The sequence below is a fragment of the Ruegeria sp. AJ12 genome (assembly GCF_056536245.1).
In genome coordinates this window covers 3,843,926-3,858,776 of the sequence record NZ_JBQFJJ010000001.1, presented here as the reverse complement: position 1 = coordinate 3,858,776, position 14,851 = coordinate 3,843,926, and the positions used below count along the sequence as shown (strand labels likewise).

General features: G+C 59.6%; 16 protein-coding genes. 7 read left to right on the top strand and 9 right to left on the bottom strand.

The genetic code is table 11. The annotated features are described in order from the left end of the window. Positions 1–54: 54 nt before the first annotated feature. Positions 55–1,191: an alkane 1-monooxygenase gene (locus tag ACR3E0_RS19290; RefSeq protein ID WP_480480606.1), complete on the bottom strand. Its 1,137-nt coding sequence runs from the start codon at positions 1,189–1,191 to the stop codon at positions 55–57. A gap of 41 nt (positions 1,192–1,232) precedes the next feature. Further along, the gene (gene mutY / locus ACR3E0_RS19285; protein ID WP_480480604.1) at positions 1,233–2,306 is read right to left on the bottom strand and encodes an A/G-specific adenine glycosylase; all 1,074 of its coding nucleotides are present in this window, start codon (positions 2,304–2,306) and stop codon (positions 1,233–1,235) included. A gap of 81 nt (positions 2,307–2,387) precedes the next feature. On the opposite strand from mutY, the gene ACR3E0_RS19280 reads away from it, so the two are divergent. Beyond that, positions 2,388–2,894 (top strand): DUF721 domain-containing protein, encoded by a 507-nt coding sequence (locus ACR3E0_RS19280; protein WP_480480602.1) that lies wholly within the window; start codon positions 2,388–2,390, stop codon positions 2,892–2,894. Between the two features lie 14 nt (positions 2,895–2,908). Next, complete coding sequence (locus ACR3E0_RS19275) at positions 2,909–3,571, top strand: DsbA family protein (protein WP_480480601.1); 663 nt, start codon at positions 2,909–2,911, stop codon at positions 3,569–3,571. 45 nt (positions 3,572–3,616) lie between these two features. On the opposite strand, the gene lpxK is transcribed toward ACR3E0_RS19275, so the two are convergent. From lpxK to ACR3E0_RS19255, 4 genes are read right to left on the bottom strand one after another with little or no spacing between them, the layout of a single operon-like run. Next, complete coding sequence (gene lpxK / locus ACR3E0_RS19270; protein WP_480480599.1) at positions 3,617–4,618, bottom strand: tetraacyldisaccharide 4'-kinase; 1,002 nt, start codon at positions 4,616–4,618, stop codon at positions 3,617–3,619. Beyond that, on the bottom strand, positions 4,605–5,840 hold the full coding sequence (locus ACR3E0_RS19265; protein WP_480480597.1) for a 3-deoxy-D-manno-octulosonic acid transferase: 1,236 nt from the start codon (positions 5,838–5,840) through the stop codon (positions 4,605–4,607). The genes lpxK and ACR3E0_RS19265 overlap by 14 nt, the downstream gene beginning before the upstream one ends. Next, positions 5,837–6,637, bottom strand: coding sequence for a 3'(2'),5'-bisphosphate nucleotidase CysQ (locus ACR3E0_RS19260; protein ID WP_480480595.1), 801 nt, complete (start codon positions 6,635–6,637; stop codon positions 5,837–5,839). Before ACR3E0_RS19260 ends, ACR3E0_RS19265 begins: the two co-directional genes overlap by 4 nt. Continuing rightward, the gene (locus tag ACR3E0_RS19255) at positions 6,624–7,970 is read right to left on the bottom strand and encodes a TldD/PmbA family protein (RefSeq protein WP_480480593.1); all 1,347 of its coding nucleotides are present in this window, start codon (positions 7,968–7,970) and stop codon (positions 6,624–6,626) included. The genes ACR3E0_RS19260 and ACR3E0_RS19255 overlap by 14 nt, the downstream gene beginning before the upstream one ends. 223 nt (positions 7,971–8,193) lie before the next feature. Here ACR3E0_RS19255 and ACR3E0_RS19250 point away from each other — a divergent pair, with 223 nt between their 5' ends. Beyond that, positions 8,194–8,880, top strand: coding sequence for an FkbM family methyltransferase (locus tag ACR3E0_RS19250; protein WP_480480591.1), 687 nt, complete (start codon positions 8,194–8,196; stop codon positions 8,878–8,880). 41 nt (positions 8,881–8,921) lie between these two features. Here the strand turns inward: ACR3E0_RS19250 and ACR3E0_RS19245 are convergent, their stop codons facing one another. After that, the gene (locus ACR3E0_RS19245) at positions 8,922–10,478 is read right to left on the bottom strand and encodes a DUF2125 domain-containing protein (RefSeq protein WP_480480589.1); all 1,557 of its coding nucleotides are present in this window, start codon (positions 10,476–10,478) and stop codon (positions 8,922–8,924) included. A 106-nt stretch (positions 10,479–10,584) separates the two neighbouring features. Here ACR3E0_RS19245 and ACR3E0_RS19240 point away from each other — a divergent pair, with 106 nt between their 5' ends. From ACR3E0_RS19240 to ACR3E0_RS19230, 3 genes are read left to right on the top strand one after another with little or no spacing between them, the layout of a single operon-like run. Then, on the top strand, positions 10,585–11,328 hold the full coding sequence (locus ACR3E0_RS19240; protein ID WP_480480587.1) for an SDR family oxidoreductase: 744 nt from the start codon (positions 10,585–10,587) through the stop codon (positions 11,326–11,328). After that, the gene (locus tag ACR3E0_RS19235) at positions 11,325–11,933 is read left to right on the top strand and encodes an enoyl-CoA hydratase/isomerase family protein (protein WP_480480585.1); all 609 of its coding nucleotides are present in this window, start codon (positions 11,325–11,327) and stop codon (positions 11,931–11,933) included. The genes ACR3E0_RS19240 and ACR3E0_RS19235 overlap by 4 nt, the downstream gene beginning before the upstream one ends. Beyond that, complete coding sequence (locus ACR3E0_RS19230; RefSeq protein WP_480480583.1) at positions 11,924–12,667, top strand: VOC family protein; 744 nt, start codon at positions 11,924–11,926, stop codon at positions 12,665–12,667. The genes ACR3E0_RS19235 and ACR3E0_RS19230 overlap by 10 nt, the downstream gene beginning before the upstream one ends. Here the strand turns inward: ACR3E0_RS19230 and ACR3E0_RS19225 are convergent, their stop codons facing one another. Next, positions 12,668–12,964 (bottom strand): HNH endonuclease, encoded by a 297-nt coding sequence (locus ACR3E0_RS19225; protein ID WP_480480581.1) that lies wholly within the window; start codon positions 12,962–12,964, stop codon positions 12,668–12,670. Between the two features lie 48 nt (positions 12,965–13,012). Here ACR3E0_RS19225 and ACR3E0_RS19220 point away from each other — a divergent pair, with 48 nt between their 5' ends. After that, complete coding sequence (locus tag ACR3E0_RS19220) at positions 13,013–14,203, top strand: TIGR03862 family flavoprotein (RefSeq protein WP_480480579.1); 1,191 nt, start codon at positions 13,013–13,015, stop codon at positions 14,201–14,203. Here ACR3E0_RS19220 and ACR3E0_RS19215 read toward each other — a convergent pair. Continuing rightward, positions 14,200–14,796, bottom strand: a complete 597-nt coding sequence (locus ACR3E0_RS19215; protein WP_480480577.1) for a glutathione S-transferase family protein — start codon at positions 14,794–14,796, stop codon at positions 14,200–14,202. The genes ACR3E0_RS19220 and ACR3E0_RS19215 overlap by 4 nt on opposite strands. Between the last annotated feature and the right edge of the window lie 55 nt (positions 14,797–14,851).

Genomic DNA, 14,851 nt, shown 5'->3' with positions numbered 1-14,851 from the left:
CTTTAGATGCCGTGTTCGGCGTTGGGCCGGGCAGCGCGCTGGTGCGCGCTGCGGTCACGCGTTAGGCGAAGGATTCAGGGCCTTGTTGTACGGGTGCCAGTCCGTGATCTCGGGGTAGTACTGCTGCCGCCAGGCCCGCACGCGCGGGTTCATTACCCGTCGCCACAGGGGCGGGATCATCGCGGCCACGGTCATGACCGGGTAGCCATAAGGCAGTTGGGGCGCGGTGGCCTGATCGTGGTGTTGCAGCAATGGAAAGCGCCGGTTGGGTTTGTAGTGATGATCGGAATGGCGCTGCAAGTTGATCAGCAACCAGTTGGACGCCTTTTGCGCTGCATTCCAGGAATGGCGCGGCAATACGTGCTCATATTTCCCGTCGCCGATGTGCTTTCTGGTGAGACCGTAATGCTCGACATAGTTGACCAGTTCCAGCTGCCAGATCGCAACGCCGGCCTGTAGCAGAAACAGACCCAGCCCCGCCCAGCCGCCGAGTGCAAAGGCGAGTATCAGCATCGCGCCCTGTAACGCCCAATAGCGCCAGAAAGGGTTCGCGGTATCGGTCCACCGGCGACCCTTGCGCGCCAGCTTGTCCCGCTCGGCGCCAAAGGCGGAGACTAGGCATTGCCGCAGCACCCGCGGATAAAACCGATGAAATCCTTCATTGTAGCGGGCGGTGACTGGATCGCGCGGCGTGCCGACATACCGGTGATGCACCAGCAAGTGCTCGGACCGGAAATGAGAATACAGGACCATCGCGAGCAGGATGTCACCCAACCAGCGCTCAAACCGCCCTTTTTGATGCATCAGTTCGTGACTGTAGTTGATACCGATGGTGCCAGAGATGACACCCATTCCAAAAAACAGACCGATCTTTTCCATCACTGACAGATGATCGGCCCGTGTCGCATACCAGATCAGGCCATAAAGCGTGACAAACTGGATCGGGGTCCACAGTTTTGTCAGCAGGATGTACCATCGCAACCCGTCATCGGGGGTGCCTGGGTCTGCATTTTGCAGGTTGAGCCCGGTGAGGCGATCGAGGACGGCAAAGGCCCACCACGTCGACAGAGGGACCAGCAGAACCCACCATCCCCCGGCAATGGCGGTTGCCCAGATCAGTGGAATCAGCAGGAACGATATCCAGAAAGGTAGGGCCGATTGCCAGCGGGACAGCATATCTGGTGCGATCATGTCAGGGCTCCGAACAGACACGGTTAGCCTAGCTTCATAGGCTAGGCTTGCCCAGTGGTCTGATGGCCGCGCCACAGATCATGCGCCTTGCGCATCACCGTTGGCAAGTCACCGGGCCGGAAGGCGTGTTTCTCCAGAACGACAAACCCGTCCGGAAGCGATCCGTCTGGCAACTCGGCCGCCCAAAGGCGCAGAACAAGATGAAAATGGGTGAACGTATGCCGCACTTCGCCCGGTACCAAACGCCAGTCCGCAAAAAAAGGCGGCGCCTCAGGCGGGTTATCGGACCATTCCGACCCGGGCCATCCCAGCATGCCACCCAGCAAACCCGTGTCAGGCCGACGCTCCAGCAGCATCGCTCCGTTTTGATGTTGCGCGATGTAGACGTGGCCGAACCGGATCGGTTTAGGCTTCTTGGGTGTCTTTTTGGGCAAGTCAGTCTGCGTTCCATTTGCGCGTGCACGGCAAGGCTCGCACAGAGGGCAGATGCCACAGGCGGGGGACTTGGGTGTGCAGATTGTGGCCCCCAGATCCATCACAGCCTGCGCGTAATCGCCGGGTCGAACGGCGGGCGTCACAGCGCCCGCCAGATCCTTCAGTACGGGTTTTGATCCGGGCAGAGGCGCGTGAATGTCATGGAGGCGTGCCATCACACGTTCGACATTGCCGTCCAGAACGGTCTCGGCGCGGTCGAACGCAATCGCGGAAATTGCAGCGGCAGTGTATGGCCCGATGCCAGGCAGCTGCATCAGCTGATCATATGTGTCGGGAAACCTCCCATCGAACTCATGTGCCACGACCCGGGCGCATTTCAACAGGTTTCGGGCCCTGGCGTAATACCCCAAGCCGGCCCATTCCCCCATGACCTCGTCATCCGGCGCTGCTGCCAAAGCGACGACATCCGGCCAACGGGTTGTGAAACTGATAAAGTAGGGGCGCACTGCAGCGACGGTGGTCTGCTGCAACATCACTTCGGACAGCCAGACACGGTAGGGATCGGGCCGTACACGAGCCGAGCGATCTGCAGGGCTGACGCGCCAGGGCATTTCGCGGGCGTGGCGATCATACCAATCGAGCAATGCCCCGCTTACGTCAAATTCATGGATGTCACGCAAGTTTTATCTAACTCCCTGTCGGGTTTCGCTGGCGCCGTGTCGCGTGCCCATTACAATAGCGGGGCAGGAGTTGGAAACCAGATGCAGCGCAGACGTTCGTCGACCCGCGGGTTCAAACGCACCGCGACATTGCTGAACGACCAGATACGGCGCGCCGGAGAAAGCCGGGGGTTTGCCGTGTCACGCCTGTTGACCCATTGGGCTGAAATCGTCGGACAGGATACTGCTGCAATCGCTCGCCCCGTGAACGTGGGCTATGGCAAGGGTGGAATCGGTGCGACACTCACCGTTCTGACCACGGGACCGCAGGCCCCGATGCTGGAGATGCAAAAGGAGCAGTTGCGCAGCAAGGTCAACGCCGTCTACGGCTATAACGCGATCAGCCGCATTCGCATCACCCAGACCGCTCCGACCGGATTTGCCGAGGGGCAGGCCAGTTTCGAACACAAACCGAAACGGCCAAAACCCGAAATTGACCCCGAAACTGCAGCCGAGGCCGACAAAGTGTCGCGCGATGTTTACGACGTTGATTTGCGTGCGGCCCTTGAACGTCTGGGCCGCAACGTTCTATCCAAGCAGAAACGCTGAGAAAGGGCTAAGTCATGAGCCGTATTGCAACCGTAATCTGCGCGGCCGTCGCAGTAGCCGCAGGTGGCTATTGGCTGACGCAGTCGAGCATCACACCCGTCTACCCGCTGATCAGCAGCGCCGAGGCACAGGAAGCTGATCTGGATACGTCGACCGTCGTCGAGATGGTTCAGGGGTCCGAGAACGCGCCGGTCGAGATCATCGAATACGCGTCTTACACCTGTCCGCATTGTGCGACCTTTCACTCCGGTACGTTCAAGAAGCTGAAGAAGGACTACATCGATACCGGCAAGGTCAAATTCATCTACCGCGAGGTGTATTTTGATCGCTACGGTTTGTGGGCCTCGATGGTGGCACGTTGTGGCGGACCGGAGAAATTCTTTGGCATCACCGACCTGATTTACGAAGGTCAGTCGGAATGGACCCGCGCCGGAGGCCCTGCCGAGATCGTGGATGAGTTGCGCAAGATTGGGCGACTGGCCGGAATCGACAATGATCAGCTTGAGGCCTGCCTGCAGGACGGAACCCGCGCACAAACGCTGGTCGCCTGGTATCAGGAAAATGCCGAGCGGGACGATATCACCGCGACACCGTCTTTTGTGATCAATGGGCAGAAGGTGTCCAACCAGTCCTACGAAGAGTTCAAGAAACTGATTGACGAAGAACTGGGTAGCTGATGATGTCTTCGGCCGCTCCGAATGGGATCGGCCGAAGCACCCCTTCTATTGAGGCGGCGGCGCAGCCTTCAAGAGCATTTCCCTGACGTTCTCGGGGTCAGTGACCTGCAATCGAACCGGGAGTGTGATCACCTTGCTTCGAAACGCCGCTGGCAGGCGCACGGCATCCTTTTCGGTGGTCACCATTTGCGCGTTCAGCAAACGCGCCTCGTTTTCCAGACGTGCCATTAGCGCTTGTGTCAGCGGTTGATGATCATCCAACGCTTCGGCCCGCACTAGCTCGACCCCCAATTGTCGAAGCGTCTGAAAAAATTTCTCAGGGTGCCCGATGCCCGCAAAGGCCAATGCCCGGGTGCCTTCCCAATCCATTCCGGTTTGCAGGGGTTCGATGGCTCCGGTCACGTGGGGCACGCTCAGGCTTGGACCCCACTGAGCGGCAAACTGTGCCTGTGCTGCCTCATCGCCCAGTGACAGCACCAATTCCGCGCGTTGAAGACCTGCTTCGACTGGCTCCCGCAACGGGCCTGCCGGCAGGCACAGCCCGTTTCCAAACCCTCTCTGTGCATCCACAACGATTACGGAAAAGTCCTTGGCGACCGAGGGATTCTGAAACCCGTCATCCAGCACAATCACAGATGCTCCGTTTGCTGCGGCGGCCTGAACACCGGCCGCGCGGTCTTTGGCAACCCAGACTTTCGCAAACATCGCCAACAGCAGCGGCTCATCCCCGACCTGCCCGGCCGAGTGCTTTGCAGGGTCGACCTGAACCGGACCGTCCAATGACCCGCCGTGCCCGCGTGTCACTACGTGCGGTTCGTGCCAGGCATTGCTCAACTGTTCGACGATCCAGATCACAGTCGGGGTTTTTCCCGTTCCGCCCGCGTTGAGGTTCCCGATGCAGATCACCGGAACGCCGGTCCTAATGCCGGTGCTCGACGCTACTCGGCGCGCAGTGGCCAGAGCATAGAGTCGCCCCAAAGGCGCCAGCAGGCGCGCGCGCAAGTCCAACCGGTTCGGAGCGGTGTTCCAAAACTCAGGTGCGCGCATGATCCGCACTCCGCAGGTCCAGAGTTTCCTGCACCATGTCGATCAGTTGGTCCGCCTGTGGCGCGCCCTCGGTTATCATTTGCCACCCCGCCAAAGCCATACCCGCGGCCCGATCCGGAGCCAGCAATTCCACAACGCTGTCGCCCAGCTCGGTTGCCGTTTTGACCATACGCCCCGCACCGGTTTGTTTCAGGCGATCATACAAGTCCTGATAACGATGGACAAAAGGCCCATGGATGATGGCGGAGCCCAGGGCTATCGATTCCAGCGGATCCTGCCCGCCCGCGCCCCGTTCCAGAGAACTGCCAAGGAATGTCACGGCGGACACCCGGTTCCACAACCCCAGATCTTCGACATCCGAGGACAAGATTACCTGTGTGGTATCTTCGATGGTACCACCCTCGTCCCAGTTGGCACAACGCAGGTCCATCGACTCCAGTCGCCGGTGCAGCGGTGCCGCTTCGCTTGTATCTGCGACATGCAGCACCAATGCCAGCCGGGGCAGCATGCGTAGCGCCTGTCGGTGCGCACTCAGGATCGAGATAAACTCTTTGTCTTGAACCCAGCAGGCCAGCCAGACTGGCCGCCCGGCAAGCGTTTGGTTGGTCTCGATCAGTTCGTCTTCCGGCCACGGTTTGGGGTTGGGGCTGATCTGTAGCGGCGGTGCTTCCGAGACTTTCGAGGAGTCGACGCCAAGGCGGCGGATTTGGCGTACCGTCTCGTTGGATGTCGCAAGGATCGTCTGGAAACAGTCGAATGTGTATCTGCTGATGTCCGGCAGCCAGCGTGCGCCGCGCGCCACAGAGACCTCCGGATGTGCTTCGACAAGGATCAAAGGGACGCCGCGTTCCTCGGCGCGGGTGATAATGTTGGGCATCAATGCGCCCCCCACCCACAGCCCCATATCCGGTTGCCAGTGATCGAGAAACCCGCGCGCGGCGCCAGCCTGTTCAGTGGGAAGGTTAACGAGTGGGAATGTGCTGTCCGCCCAGTGCTTGAGATCGGCGTCCGGCGGGACCGTCAGCAACAATGACAACCCCGGTCGTGTCTGCTGCAACCGGAGACAGAGATCATTCACGGCGCGAAGCCGGTCCTGTTTTGCGACGTGTATCCACAACAGCTCGCCCGCGGGCCTGGGCAGGTCAGATTGCCGCGCGGTGTTGGACACCCCCCAGGACAAAACCCGATATGCGGCCAGACTGAGAGAGCGCGGCTTGCTCATGTCCCGATCCCGGGTCCGTTGCGATCCAGCCGTGCGGCAATCTGTTCGTGAATTTTTGTGCCGCCAGCGATCACGCCGTTCAGTTGCGGATGGGCATTGTTGAAGCGCAAGGGTTGGCCCATCCGGTCCGAGCAGGTGCCACCGGCTTCGCGAATGATCAGATCGCCGGCCGCGATATCCCACTCCCAACTGGGTCGCAACGTCAGCATTCCATCGAATCGCCCTTGCGCCACCAATGCCATACGATAGGCCAGAGATGGCCGGTAGGCGCGCTCAAACACCGGCACCTCTCCGTGCCGCCAATGGCGTGTATCAAGGTTGGGTCGGGCGGCCAGAATCTCGGCCTCACCAAGATCAGGTATGGGCGAGGCTTGGATCGGATCGCCGTTCAATGTTGCCCCCTGACCCTTTGCCGCTGCGTACAGCAAGTCGCGTCGGGGCAGGTAGATCACGGCAGCGGTCACTTCTCCCTGATCCGCCACCGCCAGAGAATGCGCCCAGGTGCGTGCACCCTCTGCAAAGCTGCGGGTGCCGTCGATGGGGTCGATGATGAACGCATTCTTGCGTGACAGTCTGTGCGGTGAATCCTCAGTTTCCTCGCTGAGCCAGCCATATCCCGGGCGCGCGGACGGCAGAAATTGCTCGAGCATCGCGTTGACGGCCAGATCGGCTTCGGTAACCGGACCGGTACCGTCGGGCTTGTCCCATCGCTGTGCTTGCGCGCCCGAATAGCGGGTTGCGATCTTTCCAGCTTCCAGCGCGGCGTCGATTAACAGAGGCAGATCAGTTGCCGGCAAGTGTCATTCCTTCGATCAGCAACGAGGGGACAACGCGTGACAGATAAGGACGGGCATCGTTGGCCGGGATGATCCGGCGCAGCATATCACGCAGGTTGCCGGCAATGGTGCATTCGTTGACCGGATGGGTGATTTGGCCATTCTCCACCCAGAACCCCGACGCGCCTCGGGAATAGTCGCCTGTGTTCGGGTTGATCGTTGATCCGATCATCGACGTCACCAGCAAACCGGTTCCCATGTCCCGTATCAGATCGGACCGGCTGCGCGGGCCCGGCGTCAAACTCAGGTTCCAGTTGCTTGGCGATGGTGGCCCGGACACCCCACGCGCCGCGTTTCCGGTCGGTTTCATACCCAGCTTTCGGGCGCTGGACAAATCCAGTGTCCACCCGGTCAGAATTCCATTTTCGACAATGGCGCGGCTTGCGGTGGGCAGACCTTCGGCGTCGAAAGGCCGGGAACCCGAGATGCGCGGCCGGTGCGGATCTTCGATCAGCGAAAGGTGCTCGGGCAGAACCTGCTCGTTCAGAGAATCTTTGAGCCAGGACGCTCCGCGGGCTATGGCCGCACCATTGCTGGCGGCCAGAAGATGACCGATCAACGATGACGAGATACGCTCGTCGAACAACACGGGAAAGCTGCCGGTTGCCGGCTGACGTGCGCCGGCCTGTTCGACCGCGCGTTCGCCGGCCGTACGCCCGATGTCATCGGGACTGCGCAGGTCGGATTGAAAGGTGCGGCTGTCACCGTCATAATCACGCTCCATTCCGGTGCCTTCGCCCGAAATCGCAACGCATGAGGTTGACCGGCTGCTGCGCGCGTAGCCACCGGAAAACCCATTTGTGGCCGCCAGGTGAACGCGGTGAACACCGTAGCTGGCTGCCGCGTCGGAGACTTGCGAAACACCTTTCACCGCCAGCGCGGCGGCTTCGGCGGACAAGGCGTCTTTCATCAACGCTTCAGCCGAGGGTTCGGCTGAGGAATCAAACAATTCCAACGCCTGCATATCCCATCCCTCAGCCAATTGGCTCTTGTCGGCCAATCCCGCAAAGGGGTCTTCGGGTGCTTCACCAGCCATGGCAACGGCGCGTTCAGCCATCGCAGCGATAGTCTCGGGGCGGCTGTCAGAACTCGAAACTATCGCCTGCCGTTTGCCCAGAAACACGCGCAACCCCAGATCCATGCCTTCGGACCGTTCGGCGTGTTCCAACGCACCTCCCCGCACTTCAACCGAAATCGATGAGCCTTCGACAACGAGGGCATCCGCTGCTTCGGCACCTGCGCCTCTGGCGGCGTTCAGCAGGTGCTGGCTGATGTCTTCCGGTGTTCGGGTCATGGGGCCTCCGTGATGATTGCATTGGACCTAGCCTTGGACGGCCTGTCTCGCAAGCCCCGTGGCGGGATTGTGCGTGCTGTCATTTTGGTAAATGCATCAGTAAGTTGGGTGTTGCTGTAGAAAGATACAAAACCGGCTGCCTTTAGGTCGATACTGAGATAGTAGACGCTACGCGGCCTTGGAACGGTCGCATAATACACGTTGGAACTGGCAGGACAAAAACATGGATGATCATTTGACGCTACGCGGCGTGCTTATTCCCAACGATGAACAGATCATCACGCCTCAGGTGAAACGTTCCATTGTGGCAGAAAGATATGAAAAGGACGAAGTCACAGGGCTGCCAAAATTCATTGATCCGGGCGACCGGGTGGTCGAGCTTGGTGCGGGTATCGGGTTTATCTCCTCGTTCTTGGTCACACAGTTAGGCGTTCGCGACGTGTTGTGTATTGAGGCCAACCCAACACTTTGCAGATTTATTGAGCGCGTGCACGCAGCAAACGACATAAAAGGGGTCGATGTCCTGAATGCCGTCGCCCTGAGCGATACTCATGACTTGGGAACGACCAGCTTTTACGTGCGCGATCCCTTCTGGGCGTCTTCGCTGGATGCCGCGCCCGACTATGTCAAAGAGGTGGCGGTTCCAAAGCATCACCTCTCGGACCTCTTGCGAGATTTCAACGCCAATGTTCTCATCGTCGATATCGAAGGCGGCGAGCGTGATTTGTTCGACGGAGTTGATTTGGTGGATGTTCAAAAGGTGTATCTTGAGGTCCACACCCGCAAGATCGGCCTGCGCGGTATCAAGAAGTGTTTCGATGCGTTGTCTGATGTCGGATTTGCATACGATCAGCGCGTAAGTTCCGGCGGTTCTGTACTTTTTCGACGCGTCGGACGGCGTCGAAAATGAGGATCAGAGAGACCGCATTGACGCGGTCTCTCTGAGTAACATCACTTGATGCGCTGGCCGTTCGCGATGATCTGGCCGTCTTCGGTGAACTCGATGGTCGAATTCAGCGTGTCCGGCTCCTCGCCCGGAACCGCCATCATGCCCATCATCATGCGGGCGCCCAATGCGTCATCTTCTGACATCATGCCCATTCCGATAAGCTTGTCGATCAGCGCATTTGCACCCACCAGCTGCAGGTTCGCCTGGCCTGTTGGTGCCGGCATTCCGTCGAATTCTTCTGTGTTCGAATTGTCGAAGGTAAAGTCGCCGTCGCCTGTCAGCTTCGCGCCAACCAGCGACACCAGAAGCTCGCTGATCTGAAGCGAATGAAGCTCACCGGGGACTGCGTCGGATGCCTCCATCGCGGCGGCGGCTTCCGGATCGAAGATATTCAAAAGCACCTTGGCTGTACCAGTGGTGTTCAGCGCAATGGTTGCCGGGTCACGTGGCAACGTGCCAGCCGGGTCGAACATGCTCCACAGAACATCGGACATGGTGAAATCCGTCAGGTTCATTGCAAAGCCAAAAGGCTGGATCTCTTCGGATTGCTGGATCGGGAACTCGAACTTCAGACCCGCATCGGCCATTGCAATCTCGATCGGGAAGGGCAGATCAGCGCTGGTCACGGCCAGTTTCGTGCTGTCCTGTTCGATGTCATAGGCAATGCGCTGAGCATCGATGCTGGCGGCAAAACGCCCGCCGTCGGACGAACTGCTCATCGAAAACTCTTCGCCTTCGCTGTTGCCGCTGATGTTCGTGGCCCCGGAGCCATACGTGAAATTGCCCGAAAAGGCGAAGCCGGCCTGATAAAAGGCCTGCGGATCAGACAAGTCAAAATTGCTGGGGATGACGTTCTCACCTTCGAAGGCGAGTTGATCGAGCTTGCCGTTGATCAGACCGGAATCGCTGCCTTCGGGGTCCTTGAACATGACATTGTAGGTCATTTCAGCGGCGTTGAAGGTTTGCGCGATGGTGCGGTTCTCGCCAACCTGCATCCGCGAACTGCCGTCCAGATCACTCATTTCGACGTTCACACCCAGCGTGTCGCTGGGCAGCGATTCACCGTCAACCTCCAGTGAATCCATCAGAATCCCCAGCTTGTCCGCTGTATAGTCATAGGTCATTTCTTCGGGTGACCCGGAGACGACCATTTCAAGCTGACTGTGTGAATACACGATGTTGGCCGAGAACTCTTCACCTTCGGCCTGACCGGAAATCGTCATCGGAAAGCTTTCGGGCAGACCGATGCTGACGGTTCCGTCCCCGTTTTCGGTCAGGGTCATTTCCGGCATGACCATCTGGAACTGACCTTCATCTTCGGGAAGTTCCATTGAAACCATCATGTTGGAAATGGTGGTTACGTCGCCGGACGCGCTTTCGTCGCCTGAAATGGTATAACCCATTGACCCCAAATAGGACTGCCAGTCAGACCAGACATCATTTGCGGTCAGGTCGGCAAAGGCCCCCTGGGTGGCAACGGCATATACAAAGGCTGCGCCGCAGCCTCGGCGAAGAAGAACAGACATAAGGAAACCCTTCTTGATCAATTTGTCGCGCATCGTCGGCCCTGTTGCGGTCATCGTCAAGGGGGCAAGGGGTAGACGAATTCCCCGTTTCCGCGTTACGGCTTCATTCAACTTCTGACGAACAGGTGAGGATCGCGAGATGCAGGGTAAAACAGTACTTATCACAGGGGCCAGCCGCGGGATCGGCGCCGAGGCGGGGTGCGTTTTTGCCGCAGCCGGGGCCAATGTCGCGCTGGTCGCACGCAGTCGCGATCAAATCGACGCACTGGCGGCCGCGCTGGGCGACAACGCCATCGCGCTGACCTGCGATGTCAGCGACTTTGCGCAGGTCGAACAGGCGGTTGCGGATTGCGTCGCCCGTTTTGGCGGGCTGGATGTTTTGATCGGCAATGCCGGGGTAATCGAACCGATCTTTCACCTGTCGAACGCGGACACCACGGCCTGGAGCCAGGCAATCGATATCAACCTCAAAGGCGTGTTTTACGGAATGCGGGCTGCGCTTCCCATTATGCGGGCGTCGGGTGGCGGGACCGTGTTGACCGTCTCATCCGGTGCGGCATCCAACCCGGTGGAAGCCTGGAGCCACTACTGCGCGTCCAAGGCCGGGGCAAAGATGCTGACGGAATGCCTGCATCTCGAAGAGGCGCAGCACGGCATCCGCGCCATGGGTTTATCTCCGGGAACGGTGGCGACCGAAATGCAGCGGGTCATCAAGGCAAGCGGCATCAACCCGGTCAGCCAACTGGATTGGGACGTCCATATCCCGGCTGACTGGCCCGCGCGGGCGCTGCTGTGGATGTGTTCCGGGGATGCGGATGAGTTTTTGGGGACCGAAATCTCTCTCAGGCATGACGAGATTCGCAAAAGGATCGGCCTGACGTGATTGAGCTAACCAAGTCCGACGGTCTGTGGACCGCGACGATCAACAATCCTGAAAGGGCAAATGCGCTGACAGCGGCCATGCTGACGGAACTCGCCGAAATCGCCGAGGCGGCCAAGGATGCAAGGGCCCTGATCCTGACAGGTACGGGCAATGTGTTCAGCGCCGGTGCCGATCTGGAGGAGGCGCGCGCAGGGCTTGCGACCTCGGACGTGTGGGAGCGGTTGTCCGGTGCGATTGCCGCGCTGCCCTGCCTGACCGTGGCCGCTCTGAACGGGACACTGGCGGGTGGCGCAAACGGCATGGCGTTGGCGTGTGACCTGAGGATCGCAGTCCCAACGGCCAAGATATTTTACCCGGTGATGAAGCTGGGTTTTCTGCCGCAACCCTCTGACCCCAAACGGATGTCCGCGCTGATCGGACCTGCCCGCACCAAGCTGATCCTCATGTCGGGCCAGAAGATCACAGCGCAGGAGGCGTACTCCTTTGGTCTGGTGGATCGCATCGTAGAGCCCGAAGACCTGATGCAAACGGCATACGATCTGGTCTCGGACAGCCTGAGTGCTGATCCGGCAATCGCCGCTGGAATAGCGGAGTTGTGCGGTTGAAACTGTCGGCTCTGCGATTGCGTGTCGCTGATCCTGATCGCCTTGCGGATTTCTACCGGGAAGCCCTTGGCATGTCGGTTGCGCGCGAAGGGCCAAACCGTCGGATTGGATACCAAAGCGCGGATGCCGACCTGCTGTTGATGCCCGGGGGCGGTGGATACACGCATGACCGGGGACAGCGCTATTGGAAGATTGGGATCACATTGCCCGATGTCGACATGGCCGCCGCCGCGTTAAAGCAGCAGGGCCTGGCGGTCAGCACCCCGGAACAGTTTCTGGACATCGGATACCTGTGTCATCTGAGCGATCCCGAAGGCTTTGTCATCGAATTGCTGCAGCATGATTTCGAAGGCAATCGCCCGGCAAAGGCCGCTGACCCTGCTGCGCCGTTTGCTCAAGCGCGGATTGGCCAGATCACTCTGCGGACCGGTGATATCGCCGCCGAAGACGCGTTCTGGCGCAAGAAGGGGATGTCATTGTTGTCCATGCAGGACGTCGCACCCTATGGATTTGACCTGCATTTCTATGCGTTCACTGACGATGTTCCGCCCAACTCTGATCTTTGGGCGGTTGAGAACCGTGAATGGCTGTGGAAACGCCCCTATACGACGCTGGAGTATCAGCACATTGCCGGAGTCCGGTTTGCGCCGGTCCCCGACTATCAGGGGATCGAGATCGAGGGTTTGACCGAACCGATTGAGGATGCCTTTGGAAGCCCGGTCTTGCCGGGCTGATCAGCGCCCGCGCCGCTTGCCCGGTACCTTCGACCGGAAACCGGGCGGGCGTTTTCGCACCCAGGACAGGAATTTCTCAAGCCGGGGATGGGCGCGCAGAGAGGCGATAGTATTGAAATTGCGGGCAAGTTCCGCCTCGGTCAGGGTCGCGTGAACCTCTTTGTGGCAAATCTGGTGAAGCAGGACTGTGGGTCCGCCCTTGCCACCTTTGAGTTTTGGGATCAGATGATGCAGGCTGCCGGATCCATTGGGGATCGGGCGGTCGCAGAGCGGGCAGATCGGATCGCTGTTCGGCATGATGGTACGAAAATTGCGCCAAAGGGCGGTTAAGGCAAGAGGACGGCAATGGCGCAGGCAGTGGTGATCGGGGCAGGGCCTGCCGGCTTGATGGCCGCCGAGCAGCTTGCCGTCGCTGGCCATTCGGTTGTTATTGCCGAGGCCAAGCCTTCGGTCGCCCGCAAATTTTTGATGGCTGGAAAGTCCGGGCTGAATCTGACCAAGGATGAGCCGCTTGATACGCTTCTGCGATCTTACGATGACCGCGCGGGTTGGCTGCGCCCGATGATTGCCGAATGGGATGCGCAAGCCGTGCAGGACTGGGCAAAGGAACTGGGTCAGGACCTGTTCACCGGCTCGACGGGGCGTGTTTTTCCAAGGGTGATGAAAGCCTCGCCGCTGTTGCGGGCTTGGCTGGTGCGACAGGAGCAGGCTGGTGTCGAGATCAGAACTCGGTGGCGCTGGATTGGGTGGGACAGCGACCTACTCCAGTTTGACACACCGCAGGGACAGCGGATGCTGGCCGCTGATGCGACCGTCCTGGCGCTGGGTGGGGCCAGCTGGGCGCGATTGGGCTCGGATGGTGCGTGGGCCGGGATTCTGTCCACCAAAGGCGTACGGCTGGCGCCGTTCGCCCCGGCCAATGCAGGCCTGTTGGTGAACTGGTCGGACCACATGCAGTCAAACTTTGGCAGCCCGATCAAAGGTGTCGCGCTGCAAGCTGGGACGCTTCGTACGCGGGGTGAAGCAGTGATCTCGGCTCGCGGGTTGGAAGGCGGTGGCATCTATGCCGTCTGCAAAGCCGTGCGCGAGGGGGCACCTCTTGTGATGGATCTGATGCCGGACGTGACCCACGACGCGCTCATCGCCCGGCTGAGCAAGCGTCGCGGCAAGGCCAGCCTGTCCAATCACCTCAGAAAAACACTGAAACTCGGACGTATCCGGCTGGCACTGTTGATGGAATTTGGTCGCCCGGTTCCGGACACCAGCGAGTCATTGGCACAACTGATCAAATCTCTTCCTGTTCGTCACGTTGGTTTGAGACCGATGGACGAGGCGATTTCGACCGCCGGGGGGGTGCCACAAGACGCAGTGGACGACAGCCTGATGCTGAAGGCCGTGCCGGGGGTTTTCTGTGCCGGTGAGATGCTGGATTGGGAGGCGCCAACCGGCGGCTACTTGTTAACCGCCTGCTTCGCTACGGGTCGCTGGGCGGGGCAATCGGCGGCAGGCTGGCTCGAAGCAAACAAAGCCGACTAGGTGTTCGGCTTCAGTTCCGCTAGTTTCCGATAGGCAGGCCGATCTCGCATCCTTTTGTTATAGGCGTTGAGAACCTCGGAGTTGATCGGGAATTTTACGCCTCTGGCCCAACTGAGACAGTGGGCCAATAGGATATCCGCAATTGTCATCTGCTCACCCATTACAAACGGGCCTTTGAAGCGTTTTTCCAGGCGCTGAATGCTGTGGTCGAACTCCCACTTTGCGGTCTCGCTGACCTGCGGAACACGTTTATCCTCGGGCAGGATGAACGTGTGGCGTGCGGTAACCCACAAGGTCGCATCCAATTCGTCCAGGATGGCGTGGAACATCGAATCCTGTTCTGCCCTTTCAGGCGTTCCAGCCGGATAGGTCAGCGCCCCGTGTTTGTCGGCCAGATAGGTCATGATTGCCGAGCTGTCGCTGATCACCGCGCCACCATCCATCAAAACCGGGATCTTGCCAGACAGGTTCAGGGCCACGACCTGAGGATCACGCGGTCCGGCGTCGATGAGCTCATAGGGCAGACCAATTTCTTCCAACAGCCAGATCACGCGGGATGCGCGGCTTGGGATGCGTCCGTAGACCTTGTACATGCGAGGCTCCTGCCATTTGAGGTTGACCTGAATTTGAGGCCCTTCAGGAGAGCGT